Source organism: Actinomycetospora sp. NBRC 106378, from assembly GCF_030269685.1.
Classification (GTDB): Bacteria; Actinomycetota; Actinomycetes; order Mycobacteriales; family Pseudonocardiaceae; genus Actinomycetospora.
The window spans coordinates 208,004-225,197 of the sequence record NZ_BSTT01000005.1; the positions used below are offsets into that span (position 1 = coordinate 208,004).

21 protein-coding genes are annotated in these 17,194 nt (G+C 74.0%); 14 read left to right on the forward strand and 7 right to left on the reverse strand.

The window, feature by feature from the left end:
• Positions 1 to 5 precede the first annotated feature (5 nt).
• Complete coding sequence (locus QSK00_RS14190) at positions 6 to 1,238, forward strand: dihydrolipoamide acetyltransferase family protein (RefSeq protein WP_285591705.1); 1,233 nt, start codon at positions 6 to 8, stop codon at positions 1,236 to 1,238.
• On the opposite strand, the gene QSK00_RS14195 is transcribed toward QSK00_RS14190, so the two are convergent.
• Complete coding sequence (locus QSK00_RS14195) at positions 1,224 to 1,679, reverse strand: Lrp/AsnC family transcriptional regulator (RefSeq protein ID WP_285591706.1); 456 nt, start codon at positions 1,677 to 1,679, stop codon at positions 1,224 to 1,226. The two genes, QSK00_RS14190 and QSK00_RS14195, sit on opposite strands and share 15 nt — an antisense overlap.
• 39 nt (positions 1,680 to 1,718) lie before the next feature.
• On the opposite strand from QSK00_RS14195, the gene QSK00_RS14200 reads away from it, so the two are divergent.
• From QSK00_RS14200 to QSK00_RS14230, 7 genes are all read left to right on the forward strand, one after another.
• Positions 1,719 to 2,888: a glycosyltransferase family 4 protein gene (locus QSK00_RS14200; protein ID WP_285591707.1), complete on the forward strand. Its 1,170-nt coding sequence runs from the start codon at positions 1,719 to 1,721 to the stop codon at positions 2,886 to 2,888.
• Positions 2,889 to 2,897: 9 nt separating this feature from the next.
• A complete protein-coding gene (locus QSK00_RS14205; RefSeq protein ID WP_285591708.1) occupies positions 2,898 to 3,941 on the forward strand; it encodes an NUDIX hydrolase in 1,044 nt (347 codons plus the stop codon).
• Between the two features lie 77 nt (positions 3,942 to 4,018).
• Complete coding sequence (gene pdxS, locus QSK00_RS14210) at positions 4,019 to 4,921, forward strand: pyridoxal 5'-phosphate synthase lyase subunit PdxS (RefSeq protein WP_285591709.1); 903 nt, start codon at positions 4,019 to 4,021, stop codon at positions 4,919 to 4,921.
• 79 nt (positions 4,922 to 5,000) lie between these two features.
• Positions 5,001 to 5,585 (forward strand): hypothetical protein, encoded by a 585-nt coding sequence (locus QSK00_RS14215; RefSeq protein ID WP_285591710.1) that lies wholly within the window; start codon positions 5,001 to 5,003, stop codon positions 5,583 to 5,585.
• A 31-nt stretch (positions 5,586 to 5,616) separates the two neighbouring features.
• Positions 5,617 to 6,039: a hypothetical protein gene (locus tag QSK00_RS14220; protein WP_285591712.1), complete on the forward strand. Its 423-nt coding sequence runs from the start codon at positions 5,617 to 5,619 to the stop codon at positions 6,037 to 6,039.
• A 12-nt stretch (positions 6,040 to 6,051) separates the two neighbouring features.
• Positions 6,052 to 6,690: a pyridoxal 5'-phosphate synthase glutaminase subunit PdxT gene (gene pdxT, locus QSK00_RS14225; RefSeq protein WP_285591713.1), complete on the forward strand. Its 639-nt coding sequence runs from the start codon at positions 6,052 to 6,054 to the stop codon at positions 6,688 to 6,690.
• Positions 6,691 to 6,722: 32 nt separating this feature from the next.
• Complete coding sequence (locus QSK00_RS14230) at positions 6,723 to 7,190, forward strand: winged helix-turn-helix transcriptional regulator (protein ID WP_285591714.1); 468 nt, start codon at positions 6,723 to 6,725, stop codon at positions 7,188 to 7,190.
• 2 nt (positions 7,191 to 7,192) lie between these two features.
• Here the strand turns inward: QSK00_RS14230 and QSK00_RS14235 are convergent, their stop codons facing one another.
• Both QSK00_RS14235 and QSK00_RS14240 read right to left on the reverse strand, forming a co-directional pair.
• Entirely contained in the window at positions 7,193 to 7,696 is a 504-nt protein-coding gene (locus QSK00_RS14235) for a PaaI family thioesterase (RefSeq protein WP_285591715.1), read from the reverse strand.
• Positions 7,697 to 7,749: 53 nt separating this feature from the next.
• On the reverse strand, positions 7,750 to 9,948 hold the full coding sequence (locus QSK00_RS14240; protein WP_285591716.1) for an HNH endonuclease signature motif containing protein: 2,199 nt from the start codon (positions 9,946 to 9,948) through the stop codon (positions 7,750 to 7,752).
• Positions 9,949 to 10,253: 305 nt separating this feature from the next.
• Here QSK00_RS14240 and QSK00_RS14245 point away from each other — a divergent pair, with 305 nt between their 5' ends.
• The 3 genes from QSK00_RS14245 (at position 10,254) to QSK00_RS14255 (ending at position 12,314) form a co-directional block, all read left to right on the forward strand.
• Positions 10,254 to 11,012 (forward strand): YebC/PmpR family DNA-binding transcriptional regulator, encoded by a 759-nt coding sequence (locus QSK00_RS14245; protein WP_285591717.1) that lies wholly within the window; start codon positions 10,254 to 10,256, stop codon positions 11,010 to 11,012.
• On the forward strand, positions 11,012 to 11,512 hold the full coding sequence (locus tag QSK00_RS14250; protein WP_285591718.1) for a GNAT family N-acetyltransferase: 501 nt from the start codon (positions 11,012 to 11,014) through the stop codon (positions 11,510 to 11,512). Before QSK00_RS14245 ends, QSK00_RS14250 begins: the two co-directional genes overlap by 1 nt.
• A 64-nt stretch (positions 11,513 to 11,576) precedes the next feature.
• Positions 11,577 to 12,314: a hypothetical protein gene (locus tag QSK00_RS14255; RefSeq protein ID WP_285591719.1), complete on the forward strand. Its 738-nt coding sequence runs from the start codon at positions 11,577 to 11,579 to the stop codon at positions 12,312 to 12,314.
• 38 nt (positions 12,315 to 12,352) lie between these two features.
• On the opposite strand, the gene QSK00_RS14260 is transcribed toward QSK00_RS14255, so the two are convergent.
• The 3 genes from QSK00_RS14260 to QSK00_RS14270 form a co-directional block, all read right to left on the reverse strand.
• Positions 12,353 to 13,027 carry a recombinase family protein gene (locus QSK00_RS14260; RefSeq protein ID WP_285591720.1) on the reverse strand — a complete coding sequence of 225 codons (675 nt, stop codon included), beginning with the start codon at positions 13,025 to 13,027 and terminating at the stop codon, positions 12,353 to 12,355.
• Between the two features lie 530 nt (positions 13,028 to 13,557).
• Positions 13,558 to 14,136, reverse strand: a complete 579-nt coding sequence (locus QSK00_RS14265; protein WP_285591721.1) for a GNAT family N-acetyltransferase — start codon at positions 14,134 to 14,136, stop codon at positions 13,558 to 13,560.
• A 58-nt stretch (positions 14,137 to 14,194) separates the two neighbouring features.
• Positions 14,195 to 14,434 (reverse strand): hypothetical protein, encoded by a 240-nt coding sequence (locus tag QSK00_RS14270; protein ID WP_285591722.1) that lies wholly within the window; start codon positions 14,432 to 14,434, stop codon positions 14,195 to 14,197.
• A 121-nt stretch (positions 14,435 to 14,555) separates the two neighbouring features.
• Between QSK00_RS14270 and QSK00_RS14275 the strand changes: the two genes are divergently transcribed.
• The gene (locus QSK00_RS14275) at positions 14,556 to 14,870 is read left to right on the forward strand and encodes a hypothetical protein (RefSeq protein WP_285591723.1); all 315 of its coding nucleotides are present in this window, start codon (positions 14,556 to 14,558) and stop codon (positions 14,868 to 14,870) included.
• A 31-nt stretch (positions 14,871 to 14,901) separates the two neighbouring features.
• On the forward strand, positions 14,902 to 15,234 hold the full coding sequence (locus tag QSK00_RS14280; RefSeq protein ID WP_285591725.1) for a hypothetical protein: 333 nt from the start codon (positions 14,902 to 14,904) through the stop codon (positions 15,232 to 15,234).
• A 43-nt stretch (positions 15,235 to 15,277) separates the two neighbouring features.
• Here the strand turns inward: QSK00_RS14280 and QSK00_RS14285 are convergent, their stop codons facing one another.
• Complete coding sequence (locus QSK00_RS14285) at positions 15,278 to 16,699, reverse strand: MFS transporter (protein WP_285591726.1); 1,422 nt, start codon at positions 16,697 to 16,699, stop codon at positions 15,278 to 15,280.
• 318 nt (positions 16,700 to 17,017) lie between these two features.
• Between QSK00_RS14285 and QSK00_RS14290 the strand changes: the two genes are divergently transcribed.
• Positions 17,018 to 17,143 (forward strand): hypothetical protein, encoded by a 126-nt coding sequence (locus QSK00_RS14290; RefSeq protein ID WP_285591727.1) that lies wholly within the window; start codon positions 17,018 to 17,020, stop codon positions 17,141 to 17,143.
• Positions 17,144 to 17,194 lie beyond the last annotated feature (51 nt).

Here is a 17,194-nt window from a genome sequence, read left to right on the forward strand (position 1 = left end):
GTCCGGTGAGCCGCGAGACCTTCCGCCTCCCCGACGTCGGCGAGGGCCTGACCGAGGCCGACGTCCTGCACTGGCACGTGGCCGTCGGGGACCCGGTCACGGTCAACCAGACCCTCGTGGAGGTCGAGACCGCGAAGGCCGCCGTCGAGCTGCCCTGCCCGTTCGACGGCACGGTGCACGAGCTCCTCGCCGCCGAGGGGGACACGGTGGCCGTCGGGTCCCCGCTGGTCGCGATCACCACCGGGGAGGACGAGCCCGCCGCGCCCGAGGGCTCCGGCAGCGTCCTCGTCGGCTACGGCACGAGCGCCTCCGCCACCCGGCGTCGGCGCCGGCGACCGGTGACACCCGAGCCGGCCCGACCCGGCGTCGGGAACGGGGAGCGGCAGGACGGGGGAGCGGGACCGCGCGCGACGCCGCCGGTGCGGAAGATGGCGAAGGACGCCGGCGTCGATCTGGCCGCGGTGGCCCACGACGGCGAGCGCATCTCGCGCGACGACGTGCGCCGGCACCTCGAACGCAGCGAGCACCCCGAGCCCCCGGGCGACACCCGCGAGCGCATCGCGGGGGTGCGGAAGGCGACCGCCGCCGCCGTCACCACCTCGGCCTTCACCGCCCCGCACGTCACCGAGTTCCTCACCGTCGACGTCACCGCGACGGTGGCGACCGTCGCCGCCCTGAAGGAACACCCCGCGTTCGCGGGGATCCGGGTGACGCCGCTGCTGCTGGTCGCGCGGGCCCTGCTCTCGGCGATCCGCCACCACCCGGAGGTCCACGCGCGGTGGGACGAGGCGAACCAGGAGATCGTCCGGCTCCGGACGGTGAACCTCGGGATCGCGGCCGCCACCGAGCGCGGGCTGATCGTGCCGAACGTTCCCGACGCCGGGTCGCTGACGCTGCCCGGGCTGGCCCGGTCGCTCGAGGACCTGACGACGACGGCCCGCGCGGGCCGGACGCCCCCCGAGCGGATGCGGGGCGGGACGGCGACGATCACCAACGTCGGGGTGTTCGGCGTGGACGCCGCGACGCCGATCCTCAACCCGGGCGAGTCGGCGATCCTGTGCGTCGGAGCGATCCGGCGCCGGCCGTGGGAGTACCGCGGGGAGGTCGCGCTGCGGGAGGTGACCACCCTGTCCCTGTCGTTCGACCACCGGCTGGTCGACGGCGAGCTGGGCTCGAAGGTCCTCGCGCGGGTCGGGGCGGTCCTGGGCGATCCGGCCGGGGAGCTACTCCTCGACTGAGCCGGTCCGGCGGCGGGTGTCGAGGATGATCATCGTCTCGCTGTGCTGGAAGTCCGCCACCGACCAGACGTCGGCGAGCAGCACGTCGCGCAGGTGGTTCTGGTCGCGCACCAGCAGGGTCAGCACGAGGTCCCACCGGCCGGTGACCAGCTGGATCGACCGGACCTCGGCGATGCCCGAGAGCAGGTCGATCGTCGTCTCCACCGGCTTGCCCTGGCGCAGCTCGATCGCCACCAGCACCTCGAGGCCGTAGCCGAGGGCGGCCGGGTCGACGTCGAGGGTCCACCCGCGGATCACACCGCGCTCCTGCAGCCGTTCGAGGCGCTCGCCGACGGCGCCGGGGGACATGCCGATCGCGCGGGACAGGCTGCGCGCGGAGGCCCGTGGGTCGGCGCCGAGCAGCCGCAGCAGCTGCCGGTCGACGTCGTCCACCTGGGCCATCGGTGCACGGTACTCCCGGCTCCCGGCAGACTGTGGCCAATGCGCGTCGGCATCGTGTGTCCCTACTCGCTGGACGTGGCGGGTGGCGTGCAGGCGCACGTGCTGGACCTCGCCCGGGCCCTGCGCGGGCTGGGCCACGACGTCGACGTGCTCGCCCCGGCGAGCGAGTCGACCCCGGTGCCGGAGTTCGTCACGCGGGCGGGCCGGGCGGTGGCGATCCGCTACAACGGGTCGGTCGCGCGTCTGACCTTCGGCCCGGTGTCGATGCACCGGGTGCGGCGCTGGCTCGCCGCGGGCGACTTCGACGTGCTGCACCTGCACGAGCCGACCGCGCCGAGCCTGTCGATGCTGGCGCTCGCGGTCGCCGAGGGACCCGTCGTCGCGACCTTCCACACCTCCACCCCGCGGTCGCGCACCATGCTCGCCTTCCAGCCCGTGCTGCGGCCGCTGCTCGAGCGGGTGACCGCGCGCGTCGCGGTGTCGCCGCTGGCCCGCCAGGTGTACGTCGAGCACCTCGGCGGCGACGCGGTGGAGATCCCGAACGGCGTCGACGTGCCGGCCCTCGCGTCGTCCGCCGCCGACCCGCTGCCGCGCCCGCCGGGTCCGCCCACCGTGGGCTTCGTCGGCCGGTTCGACGAGCCCCGCAAGGGGATGCCGATCCTGCTCGAGGCGCTGGCGCCGCTGGACGCCCGCCTGCTCGTCGTCGGGCGCGGCGACGTGGCCGAGCTGCGCCGCCGGCTGCCGGCGGCGCTCACCGACCGGGTCGAGGTCCTGGGTGCCGTCGACGACCGCACGAAGGCGCGCGCGCTCGGCGCGATGGACGTGCTCGCGGCCCCGAACACCGGCGGCGAGAGCTTCGGCATCGTCGTCGCCGAGGGCCTCGCCGCGGGCACTCCGGTCGCCGCGAGCGACATCGAGGCGTTCCGCCGGGTCCTCACCGACCCCGACACCGGCGCGCCGGCCGGCCTGCTGCTGCCCCCGGACGACCCCGCCGCCTGGACCGCGGGCCTCGCCGGACTGCTCGAGGACCCGTCCCGACGGCGGGTGCTCGCGGACGCCGGGCGGGCGCGGGTGCGAGCCTTCGACTGGAGCGCCGTCGCGGCGGCCGTGCTGCGGGTGTACGAGGTCGCGGTGGCGGCCGACCCGCGGCGGGTGGCGGCCCTCGCCGAGCCCGCCCTGCGCGCCGGGCGGGCCGCGCCCCGGCGGTAACCTCCCGGGGTGAACGTCTTCGGGCCGGGCGGGTGGGTCCTCGTCGTCGTCATCGCCGTGGTCGTCGTGCTGTTGCTGGTGACGGCGCTCGTCGCGATCGGCCGGGCGCGCCGGCTCGACCGGCTCCACGTGCGGGTGGACGCCGCCCGCCTCGGGCTCGTCGCCGCGCTCGACCGGCGGGCGGCCGTGGTCCGCGCGGTCGCCGCGACCGCCCCGCCGTCGGCGCTCTCACCGACCGACCGTCGGGCGCTGCGCGCCGCAGCCCGCGCGGTCGAGGCCGCGGGGGAGGGGGAGTCCCGCGAGGCCGCCGAGAACGACCTGGTGGCGCGCCGGGCGCCGCTGGAGACGGCGACGCTGTCGCCGGACCTCTCGGCCGAGCTCGCCGACGCGGACGCCCGGGTGGTGGTGGCCCGCCGCATCCACAACGACGCCGTGCGCGACACCCGTGCGCTGCGCGGCCGCCGGATGGTCCGCGCACTGCGGCTCGCGGGCACCGCTCCGTACCCGGAGTACTTCGAGATCGCCGAGCCGGCCGCCGACCCCGGGCCGGCCGGGTCCGCCGACGACGCCGAGGGGCCCGCGGTGGCCCGCGACGCCGCCCGCGTCGTCGTGCTCGACCCCGACGAGCGGGTGCTGCTCTTCGAGGGCGTCGACCCCGCCCGCCCGACCGAGACCTTCTGGTTCACCCCGGGTGGCGGCGTCGAGCCGGGGGAGGAGCCGGCCGGGGCCGCGACCCGCGAGCTGCGGGAGGAGACCGGGCTGACGGCGGGTGACCTGGCCGGCCCGGTCTGGGTGCGCGACGTGATGTTCAGCCACGACGGCGTCTCCTACGCCGCCCGCGAGCTGTTCTTCCTGCTGCGCGTGGACCCGACGCCCGAGATCGACGTCTCGGGCTTCACCGAGCTGGAACGGCGCACCGTGCGCCGGCACCGCTGGTGGACGCGCACCGAGCTCGCCGCCACCGTCGACGTCGTCTACCCCCGCCAGCTCGGGGACCTGCTCGGCGACCCGGGCTCGCTGGACCCGGTGGACGCCCCGGTTCCCATCCAGTAGCCCTCGTCACCCCGACGTCGTCGGGGGTGGCGTTTAGCATCGGGGGTGAACCCACCGTCGTCGTTGGAGGCACGCTCGTGACCCGCCCGACCCAGACCACCACGCCCCAGACCGGCTCCGACGGGGTGAAGCGCGGCCTGGCCGACATGCTCAAGGGCGGCGTCATCATGGACGTCGTCGACACCGAGCAGGCGAAGATCGCCGAGGACGCCGGCGCCGTCGCCGTCATGGCGCTCGAGCGCGTCCCCGCGGACATCCGTGCCAACGGCGGCGTCGCCCGCATGTCCGACCCGGAGATGATCACCGGGATCGTCGAGGCCGTGTCCATCCCGGTCATGGCGAAGGCCCGGATCGGTCACTTCGTCGAGGCGCGGGTGCTGCAGTCGCTCGGCGTCGACTACGTCGACGAGTCCGAGGTGCTCACCCCGGCCGACGAGGCGCACCACATCGACAAGTGGGCCTTCACCGTCCCCTTCGTCTGCGGGGCGACCAACCTCGGTGAGGCGCTGCGCCGCATCGGTGAGGGCGCGGCGATGATCCGGTCGAAGGGCGAGGCCGGCACCGGCAACGTCGTCGAGGCCACGCGGCACATGCGCGCGATCCGCAGCGACATCCGCCGCCTCGCGCGGATGGACGCCCAGGAGCTGTACACGGCGGCCAAGGAGCTGCAGGCCCCGCTGCCGCTGGTCCAGGAGATCGCCGAGTCGGGCCGGCTGCCCGTCGTGCTGTTCACCGCCGGCGGCATCGCCACCCCGGCCGACGCCGCGATGATGATGCAGCTGGGCGCCGAGGGCGTGTTCGTCGGCTCCGGCATCTTCAAGTCGGGTGACCCGGCGCGGCGCGCCGAGGCCATCGTCAAGGCCACCACCTTCCACGACGACCCCGACGTGATCGCCAAGGTCTCGGCCGGCCTCGGCGAGGCGATGGTCGGTCGCACCGACCTGTCCGACGCGGAGCGGCTCGCCGTCCGGGGTTGGTAGGCGGTTGGCAGGCGGTGAGGTAGGCGGCTGGTAGGCGGCCCCACCCGGTCCACACACGCGGATGGGAGGATCGCGGGCGATGACCGCGGAGACGAACCAGGGCGCCCGGCGGCGCGTCGTGCCGATGCAGCCGGTCGACGCGCCCACGGACGTGCTGCCCGTCGTGGGTGCCGCGCGCCCGACCCCGAGGCCCACCCCGACGCCGGGCCCTGCCGCACCTCGACCTCCCGCCCCCGTGCAGCCGGCGGCGCCCGAGGCCGAGTCGGAGCAGCCGGAACAGTCCGGGAAGCCGGAGCGCCGCGCGGGCATGGGGCTGCCCGCCCTGGTCCTCGGGGTGCTCGCCGCCGGGACGGCCTGGAGCGGGTGGGCCGGGGTGGTCCTCGGCCTGTTCGCGGCCGTGGCGGGGTTCCTGGGCGCCCGGCGGGCGTGGCGGGGGCTGGCCACCGACGGTGCCTACTCGCTCGGGGGGCTCGTGCTCGGGGCGGTGGGCCTCGTGTGGGGCGCGGTCGTCGTGTCCCAGAGCTTCTTCGGCGGCGGGGCGTTCGGTGACGGGCTGACCCTGGACCAGTGCCTGTCGCAGGCCACCTCGTCGTTCGAGATGCACATGTGCAAGTCGCAGCACATCACCGAGTTCAACCAGCGCTTCCCCGACGCCGCGGAGTAGCGGTCGCGCCGCGCGTGGGAGCATCCTGCGCATGACGACCTCCCGCCCCGCCGACGTCTCGCGTGACCGCGAGGGTCGCGGCCTCGCCGGCTGGGGCACCCCGGCGTTGGTCCTCGGCGTCATCGCGGTGGGCACCGCGTGGGTGCTGGGCTGGGTCGGCGTGGTCGCCGGGCTGGCGGCGGTCGTCGTGGGATTCATCGGGGCCCGCCGTGCGTTCCACGACCCGGAGCGTTCCGGCGGCGCTGCCCTCGCCGGGCTGGCCCTCGGGCTGGTCGGGCTGGTCTGGGGGCTGACGGTCGTCGTGCCCGCCCTGCTCGGGACCGGCACCTTCGGTGAGGGGCTCACCCTCGACGAGTGCATGTCCCAGGCGAACGGGCAGCAGGAACAACGGATGTGCGCGACACAGCACCTGGACGAGTACCGGGCCCGCTTCCCGGGCCGGGCCAACATGTAGGAGACGGGGACGATGACGGTGACGACCGGAGGGGGCGCCTCGGCGCCCGTCGGGGTCCTGGCACTGCAGGGCAACGTCGCCGAGCACCTCGACGCGCTCCGGGCCTGCGGTGCCGACGCCCGGCCGGTGCGGCGCCCGGCCGAGCTCGACGAGGTGGCGGGGCTGGTGCTGCCGGGTGGTGAATCGACGACGCTGTCGAAGCTCCTCGTGGCGTTCGACCTGCTCGAGCCGCTGCGCGCCCGGCTCGCCGCCGGGATGCCCGCGTTCGGTTCGTGCGCGGGGATGATCCTGCTGGCCCGCGAGGCGATCGACGCCCGGCCCGACCAGCACCAGCTCGGTGCCCTCGACATCGTGGTCCGGCGCAACGCCTTCGGTCGTCAGGTGCAGTCGTTCGAGTCCGACCTGGCCGTGACCGGGATCCACGGGGGTCCCGTGCGGGCCGTGTTCATCCGCGCCCCGTGGGTGGAGTCGACCGGTCGCGGGGTCGACGTGCTGGCCCGCATCCCGGGCAGCGTGAGCGGCCCGGCGTCGGGCAAGGTCGTGGCGGTGCGTCAGGGCCCGGTCATGGCCACGGCGTTCCACCCGGAGCAGACCGGCGACGCGCGGTTGCACGACCTGTTCCTGCAGCGGGTCCGCGAGTACACCGCCTGAGTTCCGGGCCGCCACCCAGCTATTCTCGGGTCATGGACTGGCGCGAGCTCGACTCCGCGACGTGCTCGATCGCGCGGACGATGGCCGTGCTCGGCGAGCCGTGGACGGTGCTCGTGTTCCGGGACGTGCTGAACGGGGTGCGACGGTTCGACGAGCTCGTCGAGCACCTGGGCATCGCCCGCAACGTGCTCACCCGGCGGCTGGGGACCCTGGTCGAGGCGGGCTTCGTCGAGACCCGGGAGTACCGCGAGCCCGGGCACCGCGCTCGCCGGGAGTACCGGCCGACCACGGCCGGACGCGACCTGCGGCCCGTGCTCCTGGCGTTGATGGCCTTCGGTGATCGGCACTCCGCGGGGGAGGCCGGCCCGCCCGCGTTCGCGGTGCACGAGTGCGGCGCACTGGTCGCGCTGCAGGAGGTGTGCGCGGACGGGCACGTGCTCGCCCCGACCGACCGGGTCCGGGTGGTGCCCGGCCCGGGTGCGCGGCGTCGGTCGGCCTGAGCTCAGCTCAGGAGCAGGCAGCTCGACGTGGCCTCGCCGAGGAGGCGGCCCGTGCCGTCGGTGATCGACGCCCGGGCCAGGACGACCCGTCGCCCGGCCGAGACCACCGTGCCCTCGCAGCGCACCGGACCGGTGTCCGACGACATCGGCCGCAGGAACCGCACGCTCAGGTCGAGGCTCGTGTAGCCGACCCCGGCGGGCAACGTGGACTGCACCGCGCAGCCGCAGGCCGAGTCGAGCAGCGTTGCGAAGACCCCGCCGTGGACCGAGCCGATGGGGTTGTAGTGGAACTCCGCCGGCGTCAGCGTGAAGACGACCCACCCCGCCTCGACTGACTCCACCCCTGCGCCGATCGTCGCCATGATCGGCGGCGGCGGGAGCTCCCCGGACACCAGCGCCTGCAGGAACTCCAACCCGGTGCGACCGGCGATCTGACCGGCCAGAGCGCGGGGGTCCTCCCAGGTGTAGGCGCGTTCCCGGACGACGGGCGTGGTGTCGGTGCTCACCGGACCTCCTGAGTTGCAGTGGGAAACTCAGACGCTACTGCATCGGGGTGCGGTCAGAACGGCGGCTCGTCGTCGTGGGGGTTCGGAGGTTGGTTCTGCTGTTGGCGTCTCCTGCGGTCGAGGTCGTGGAGGGTCTGTCGTTGGGCGTCGGTGAGGTGGCCGTGTTGGTCGGTGCGTGGCTGCCAGGGCCGCGTTGGGCGGGCTGTGGTGTGGGGGTCGGTGATGCCGTGGTCGAACCGGTCTCGTGCGACCGGTCGTAGGGGTCGGTAGGGGTCGGGTTCGACGAGGTGGTGGGTGCCGGTGGGGGCGGTCCACACGAATCGGCCGGGTCTGGTCTGGCGGACGGTCCAGCCGGAGGTCGGGTCGTGTTTGCGGAGGTGATCACCCACGGAGAGGGGGCCGAGGTTGTCGGCCTGGGTGGGTCCGCCGTGGGTGTGGTCGTGGGTGTGGTCGATGGGGCAGGCGACGGCGGGGACGGTGCACATCGGGAACCGGCAGGTGCGGTCGCGGGCGTGGATCCAGCGGGTCAGCTCGGCGCCGGGGAACCGGTGGCCGGCCTCGCGGGTGCTGTGGGCGGGGTGCTCGTCGACGGGTCGTTCGCGGGCGGCAACGAGGGCTCGTCGGGTGCGGCGGGCGAGTTCGGCCCAGCTCCCGATCAGTTGCCGCTCGGGGTCGAGGGTGTCGACCTCGCTGGTGTGGGCGGTGAGTTCGACGACCTGGCGCCGGTAGCGCGGGTCCGCGGCGGGCTGCTGTGGAGCACGAACGAGCAGCACGTGTTCGAGGGCGCCGTCGGGGTCGTAGAGCAGCACCCGGAACTGGGCGCAGGTTCTCGCCCACGCCGCGCGGTAGGCGTCCCAGCCGGTCAGGGTGCCGGCACCGATACGGCCGTGGGCGCGTTGCAGCCCGAGCACGCACGCCAACGTGGTGCGCAGGGTGGCGGGTGGGAACACCAGCCCGCGTTCGGTCCACCGCGCCGCCAGGTCGGGCGGCGGCTCGGTGGTCGGCACCCGGGGGTCGGGCGTGTCCGGTGGCGGCGGGTCGGGTTCGGGGCCCCCGGGCTGCCACCCCGGCGGTGAAGCAGTGGGCAAGAGAGTGTCGAGGTCCTCCGCGGTAGCTGCGTCAGGCGCGTGGTCGCTCCACCGGCCGGCGTCGGGGCGTTCGTCCGGACCGCCGTCGTCGCTCGGGGAGGGGCCGCTCTCCGAGGGGCCACCGGCCGAGCGGGCGCCGTCCGAGGGGCCACCGTCGTCGGGGCCGCCGTGGTCGTCCGGGCCAGCGCCACAGGAGCCTCTGTCGTCGGGCCCGTCATCCGGGCCGTCGTCGTGCGGGCCGTCGTCGGGCCCGTCGTCCGGCCCGTCGTCCGGCCCGTCGTCCGGGCCGTCGTCCGGCCCGTCATCGGGGTCGGGGAGGTCGTCGAGGTCGGGCAGGTCGTCGAGATCGTCGGCCGGGCCGGCGGGGGTGGTGAGGTCGAGGACGACCTGTTCCAACACCGCGAGGTCATCACTGCCGTGCGGGCAGCCGTGCAGCAGCCGCAGATAGACCTGGGCCTGCACCTTCGCCGGCCCCACCGAGTTCCCGGCCGCCTTCAACCGCTCCACCGCGACCTCGGCGACCGCGGCGATCCGCTCGAACGCCGGCACCGCCATCCCCGGATCCAAATCCAGCCCGTGGATCTCCGCCGCCCCCGACGGCGCGATCCGCGTCGACACCCGCGACCGGGCGACCGCCGCGTCGCGGCGGTTCTCCGCCCCGAGCGGGTCGACGTCCTTCACCGCGGCGGCGATCCGTTGCTGCAGCTCCCACACCCCGAGCTTCGGGGCCTGCGAGATCAGGGCGTCGACCACCACCGTGGCCTGCTCGTCGGTGACATCGCGCAGCCCGGCGACGAATACCGCGGCCTTGGCGTGTTCCACCCGGCCCTCCCGCATCGCCTCCCCGAGCCGGGGCAGCCGCTCCAACGCCCCTTGCGCGGTCTCCAACCGGGACGCGGCCATCGCCACCGACCACCCCAGCCGGGCGGCGATCACCCGCGGGTCCGGCTCCGGCCACCGCTGCAGCGTGTCCGCGCGGGCCCGGGCCGTCTCCAGCATCCAGCACGCCCGCCGCCACTCGTCGTGCACCATCCGGGCCTGCCAGGCCACCAGCCCGGCCTCACACTCCTGCCCCACCGCATCCCGCGGGTCGGCGAACGGCACGCCGGGCAGCGGGGTGTCGAACACCCCGTCGCCCACCGCGAACCCCGCCTCCACCGCCATGACTCGAACTGTAGTTCGAACTCCTGACAGTCACGGCCGCAGAACGCCAGGTGGAGCCCCGAAGCAAGATCACGAGTTGATCACGATCGACCACAGGATCCGCCGAGGCGCGACCTACCCGGCTCGGGGACGACCCGTCGTCGGGAAGGGCGGACCGCCGGTAGACTGGGTGGCCGAGGTAGGAGCGCGACGGGCCCCGCAGTGGGCCCTCGCCGCCCGTGCCGGCGCCGGCACCCTCCCCCGTGGAAAGCGTGGTGGCCCGGCGCCGCACGGCCACGCGCGAGACGACGAAGGGCGGGAGAGCCATGAGCGGCCACTCCAAGTGGGCGACGACGAAGCACAAGAAGGCCGCCATCGACGCCAAGCGCGGCAAGATGTTCGCGAAGCTGATCAAGAACATCGAGGTCGCGGCGCGGACCGGCGGCGGCGACCCGGGCGCCAACCCGACGCTCTACGACGCCATCCAGAAGGCGAAGAAGACGTCGGTCCCGAACGACAACATCGACCGAGCGGTCAAGCGCGGGTCGGGCGCCGAGGCCGGTGGCGCCGACTACCAGGCGATCACCTACGAGGGCTACGCGCCGGGCGGCGTCGCGGTGCTCATCGAGTGCCTGACGGACAACAAGAACCGGGCCGCGGGCGAGGTCCGGATCGCGATGAGCCGCAACGGTGGCGCGATGGCCGACCCGGGTTCGGTCGCCTACCTGTTCAACCGCAAGGGCGTCATCATCGTCGCCAAGGAGCAGGGCGGGACCGAGCTGGCCGAGGACGACCTGCTGCTCGCGGTCCTCGAGGCCGGCGCCGAAGAGGTCAACGACCTGGGGGAGAACTTCGAGATCCTCAGCGAGGCGACCGACCTCGTGGCCGTCCGGAAGGCCCTCCAGGAGGCCGGGATCGACTACGAGTCGGCGGAGGCGTCGTTCGTCCCGTCGATGAACGTCGAGGTCGACGCCGACGGCGCCCGCAAGGTCCTCCGGATCATCGACGCGCTCGAGGACTCCGACGACGTCCAGAACGTCTACTCCAACTTCGACGCCTCCGACGAGGTCATGGCCGAGGTGTGATGGCCTCCCTTCCCGACGTCGGGTCGGTGCCGGTCCTCGTGGACCGGCTGCGGCCCGGACACGCCGGTGAGGCGCTCACCGTGCAGTACGCCGCGTTCCTCTCCGAGGGGCGGCTGTACGGCACGTTCGCCATCCCACCGCTCGTGGAGACCGTCGACCAACTCGCTGCCGACCTGGAGCGGCCGGGCACGCGCGGGTGGGCGGCCTGGATCGGTCCTCGTCTGGTCGGGAGCGTGCGGCTGCTCGGGGTCGACGGGCCGGGGCCGGTGGGGTTCGCGCGGTGCTCGGTGGCGCCGGACCTCCAGGGGCGGGGGATCGGCACCGCCCTGATCGAGGCAGCCCACGCGAGCCTCGCGCCGGGTGTCGAGTCGGCCCTGGTCACCGGCGACCGCAGTGCCGGCAACCTCGCGCTCTACGCCCGGCACGGGTACGTCGAGAGCGGACGCGAGTTCGACTCGGCCGGTGTGGCCGTCGTCCGGATGCGGCGCGTGGCGCCCTGAGGTGGACCGTCACCCCGGGCCGTCCCCGTCCGTTGCCCCTCCTGTGAGGAGCTCCCGACGCCGGGTGGCGCTGCCCTGGTACTGCGTCCACGAGTCCGGGGGCGCGGCGGCCTCGACGATGGTCGCGGCGGGCCTGGTCGCGGCGGCCGCCCTCCTCGCCGCGCTGGGGCTGGTCGTCGCCGGCGCGTGGGCCGTCGCGGTGATCGCGTTCGGGGTGGGGCTCGTCGCCGGCGTCAACTCCTGGGCGGCCGGGCGCACCCTGCAGTGGTTCGACCGGGGACGACCGGCGGCGTCCAGGGCGGCGGAGGTCCCGACGGCGGGCCCGCCCGCTCCCGCGACGCCTCCCGTCCGGCCGGTGCCGGCGCCGCCGCGCCCGGTGGCGCCGATGCCGGTGCGTCCGCCGCACGGCGGCCCGGCCGCGGCCGTGACCGTTCCGGCGGCCCCACGTCCGCTCCACCCGGTGTCCGGGACGGGTCCCGGTGTGAACGCGCCGCCGTCGGCGCCCGCGCGGGCGACCACCCCGGCCCCCGGTCCACGTCCCGCCGGGCCCTCACCCGCTCCTCCGACCCCCGCCGCCCCTGCGCCCGGACGGCCGCCGTCCGTCCCGCTGTCGGGCGGCCCCGCTGCGGCTGCTGCCGGCGCGGCCGCCGAGGTGCACCCCGAGCAGGCCCCGACCGAACAGACGCCGTCCGAGGACGGCGCCGAGCGCCCCACGGTCCGTGAGGCGGCGCGGGCGGCACGGGTCCGCACGCGGACGACCGGTGGCGCGCGGCGACGCGTCGCGGGGTCGCGCCCGACCTGACGGGCGGGGGCGCAGCCCACACCCGTTCCCCGGGGAGCTCAGTCGCCCGGCGTCGGCGCGGGTTCGGAGGCGGGCGGGACGACCTGACGTCCGCCGAGCTCGGGGACGTGCTTGTAGAGCGTGGAGCGACTGACCCCCAGGAGCCGCGCGATCGAGGCGACGGAGTTCTCCGGGCGGGCCAGCATCGACCGCGCCTGGGACACCTGGTCCGGCGACAGGGCCGGCGGACGACCGAGGCGCTGACCGCGGGCGCGGGCGGCGGCCAGACCGTCCCGGGTGCCCTCGACCAGCAACTCCCGCAGGAACTCCGCGAGGGCCGCGAACACGTGGAACACGAGGCGGCCACCCGGGGTGGTGGTGTCGAGGCCCTCGTGCAGCGACCGGAACCCGACCCCGCGCGTCCGCAGCTCGCCCACGAGTCCGACGAGGTGGGGTAGCGACCGGGTGAGGCGGTCGAGTCGCACCACGACGAGGACGTCGCCGGGTTCGAGCGAGCCCATGCACGCGTCGAACTCCGGCCGGGCGGCGCCGCCCTTGCCCGACGAGGCGTCGACGAACATCCGGGTGCACCCGGCGGCCAGCAGGGCGGCGCGCTGCTCCTCGGGATCCCCCGCGTCGCTGGGCATGCTGGTCGACCCACGGCCGTACCCCACGACCTCCCCGGAGGTGTCCTCCGGCTCGGCCGCGAGCAGGTCGCCATGAGCAGGTTCCACGGGGCGGAATGCTACGGATAACGGACGGACACCGCTCATTCCGGGGCAACCTGCGATTTCACAACGGGTTTCTCGTCGCCCGTTCGGCGGGAATGCGGGTCGGGATCGGGGCAGAAGGTGCGCCCGATGCGCCTGATCCTCTCACTGGATGAGTGATCACCATTCCGTTGAGACCTGGACGATTTCAGCGGGATTTCGCCCGATCGGGCGCAGCCGGTCGTCAACGGGTTCACGGGCCGCGTCAGGGCCCTGCGACGCTCGGGGGTGAGGTGCCCGTCCTTGCAGGTGAAGGACTTACTCGCGGGCACCGGAGCAAGGGCCGGCCGGGCGCACCGTGGCGGCGGGCGCCCGGCCGGACGTGCGGACGCCGTCGAGGTGATCCGGCGCCCGACGATGGAACGGTTACCGGTCGCGCGCGTGACGCCGAGGACGCGCATTCCGCGTAATCGTGTGCGGCGGCGGCGTCGCGGCCTGTCGAAAATCCGGCGAGCGCACGCGCTGCTCGTCGGACGAAACGGCGGCGGTGATCGTCAGGGTCGGGCCTGCAGGTCTTTCTGCATGATCACGGTGTCGACCCACTGGCCCTGCTTGTAGCCGACCGCCGGCATCCGGCCGACCACCTCGAAACCGAGCCGGCGGTGCAGGACGATCGAGGGGGTGTCGTGCCGCGCGTCGGGCAGTGTCGCGATCACGGCGACCACCTGCCGGACGTCGGTGTGCGCGAGGCCGTCCACGAGCGCGGAGAGCAGGCGCCCGCCCAGCCCGCGCCCGGTGGCCTCGGGAGCGATGTAGACCGAGTCCTCGACGGTGTAGCGGTAGGCGGCGTGCGGCCGGAACTGGGAGCAGGCGGCGAACCCGGCCACGGACAGCCCCGGGGCCGACGTGCCCGGTCCGCCGGCCGGGAGGTCCGCGACCACGAACGGCAGCTTCTGTTCCCGGGCGGCGGCGATCCGTTCGCGCCACACGTCGGCGGACGGCGGGTCCTCCACGAACGTCGCGATGGAGGCGAGCACGTAGCCCCCGAAGACGTCGGCGATCCGCGGGGCGTCGTCCTCCTCGGCCGGACGCACGACGATCTCCGGGTGGGTCTGCGGCGCGGCTCCCGTCATGGCCCGCATCCTCCTCCGCGGGCCCGCGCCCGCGCCACGAGCGGGACGCGCCGCGCCGTCACTCGACCCGGACCAGCTGGTACTCCCACTCCTCGGCCTCGTTGCGCGCCGTCCGCTCGTAGATGGCGTGGCCCTGACCGCCGACCATGCGCGACATCGTCTCCCGCAGGCCGCGCTCGGTGGTGGGGAGCGGGATGCGTTGCACCAACGGCGGCTCCGCGGGCCCGTCGTCGGGCAGTGAGACCGCTCCGGTGCCCTGCAGCGGTCCGTTGACGTAACGGACGGCGACTTCCCTCATGCACCCCTCCTGATGATCGCTCGTGCGCACCATACGGGCGCGCTCCGCGCACGTCACCAGGACGGACGACTACCCGAACAGAGCAGCGCGGTCGGTCGAGGCATCACCTACCGTGCTGAGGATGCGCACGGCGGTCCTGCTGCTCACGGGTTTCGCGCTGCTCGCCGTCGGGGTCGCGACGATCGCCCTGGGGCACCTGCTGCCCGGCCTCGTCCTCGTCGTGGTCGCCCTGGCGGCCAAGGCCGCCGGCTTCCTCCTCGGGGACTCGACGGCCCAGGCACCCGGCCGTGGCCCGCAGACCCTCGCCGGCCGTTCGGTCGAACGGCCACGGGCCGGGATCCCCGTCGGGCGGGCCAACCTGCGCCGCGGGGTGGTGTCCCCGCTGCGGCCGCCACGCGCGGTGCCGCCGACGTCGCGGCACGAACGCGCGTCGTGAGGGACCGGACCGACGTGCCAGGCTGCCGCGGGTGACCGCCTGGGAGTACGCGACCCTCGAGATCTCGGCCGTGCAGCTCGCGAAGGCCGACCTGGACCCGTCGTCGTCGAGCCACGAGACGGCGGAGTGGCAGGCCTACGCGATCGGCCCGAAGGACGAGCTGATCTTCGAGGAGTACCGGCCCTACAGCGTCCCGTGGGCCCGACTGTTCGCCGAGCACCTCAACCGGCTCGGCCGCGACGGCTGGGAGCTCGTGCAGTTCGGCGGCCCCCAGCACGCGCTCTACCCGACCGGGTACGTGCACTCCTCGGGCACGTACACGACGGTCGTGGAGAGCCGGTTCGTCCTGCGCCGCCCGGCCTGATCCTCGACGACGGGTCCAGCACCGACCCGTCGTCGGGAACGGGCTAACCGCGTGCCGTCGCGCCGGTGGCCTCGAGCTCGCGGGCCTCCTCCGGGGTGGAGACGCTCGGGTTCGAGCCCGGGAGGGGCCGCCCCGCCGGGTCGCGGAGGGCGATGACGGCGACGAGACCCGCGAGCCCACCGAAGATCAGGTAGACGGCGGGCCAGTAGGCCCACCCCGTGCCGATCACCAGGGCGGACATGATCAACGACGTGGTGCCCGCGAACGCGGAGACGAAGATGTTGAAGGTGATGGACAGGCCGCCGTAGCGGATCTCGGTCGGGAACAGCGCCGGCAGCGTCGAGGGCGACGTCGCGCTGAAGAGGATCAGCATCAGGGCCATGACGGCGAGGCTGACGCCCACCAGGGCGACCGACCCGAGCGTGACCAGGTAGATCATCGGGAAGGCCAGCACGATCGTCCCGATCGCCGCGGTGAGCATGAGGGGCTTGCGACCGATGCGGTCGGACAGCCGGCCCAGGGCCGGGATGATGAACACGACGACCCACAGGATGATGATCTGCGTGATCTGGGACGTCGTGGAGTCGATGGCCTGACCGCCGGTGCGGGTGACGTCCTCCTCGAGGAACGTCGGCATGTAGCTGGTCAGCATGTAGTTCGGGATGTTCCAGGCCATGACGATGCCGCCGGCGATGAACATGACCGGCCAGTACTTCGTGAACAGCGTCTTGATGCCGGCGCCCGCCTGCGTGCCCTCCCGCTCCTCGGACTCCGAGAGCAGCGTCTGGAAGGCGGGCGTCTCCTCGAGCTTCACCCGCAGGTACACGCCGGTGATGCCGAGGGGGAGTGCGATGAAGAACGGGATACGCCAGGCCCACGTGGACGCGAACTCGGGCGAGGAGACCAGCGGGATGACCGTGGCGACCGTGGCGCCGAGCGCGTAGCCGATGAAGGTGCCGCACTCGAGGAAACTGCCGAAGAACCCGCGCCGTCGGTCCGGCGAGTACTCGGCGATGAAGGTCATCGCGCCCGCGTACTCGCCGCCGGTGGAGAAGCCCTGCACGACGCGACAGAGCACCAGCAGGATCGGGGCCCAGATACCGATCGCCGAGTAGGGCGGGATGAAGCCGAGCAGGAAGGTCCCGACCGCCATCATGATGACGGTGATGGAGAGGACCTTCGTGCGACCGATCCGGTCGCCGAGCGGCCCGAAGAACAGTCCGCCCAGCGGCCTGACCAGGAACGACACCGCGAAGCCCGCGAAGACGCCGATCTGGGCGAGGGGTCCCGGTGGGAAGAAGTTCGACTCGATCGTCGTCGCCAGGTACGCGTAGACGCCGAAGTCGAACCACTCGGTGATGTTGCCGACCGCCGCCGCGCCGACGGCACGTTTCATCGTCGCGTCGTCGGTGACCGTGATGTTGGCCGGCGTCCCGCCGGACCCTGCCTCCGCCGTATCCGTCACGTCGTGTCCTCCCCGCCTTGCGAACGCGTGCCGCGCCACTGGTTCGAACCATTAACCATGCGGTGCGCCGAAGAAACTCGCCCGACGATGTTCGGGCAAATGTCCGAATTGCCTGCTTTGCTCGCGAAACTGCTTGGGGCAGGGTGACACGGCACACGAAGATCCACCGGTCGGAACATGGAACACGCCCCGAGATCGATGCGTCATACGGGGTGGATGCAGCCAGCATCCGACGCTCGCAAGCGCCGTCCCTCCGGTCGGGTCATCCGGACCCGGTCACCGGACGCGGCGCGTGCACGTGGTGAGGAGGAGCCACCCGTGGCTGCTGTTTTCGTGTCGATGGTCGTCGTTGCCGGTGCAGGATTCGGAGTGGCCTCGAGCCTCGCCGCCTACGCGCACCGCAACTGGCGCCGCACCTCGGCGACCGAGCTCGTCGAGGCCTGACCTCCCGACTCCACGACGGCGGGTCCCCGGTCGGGGGCCCGCCGTCGTCGT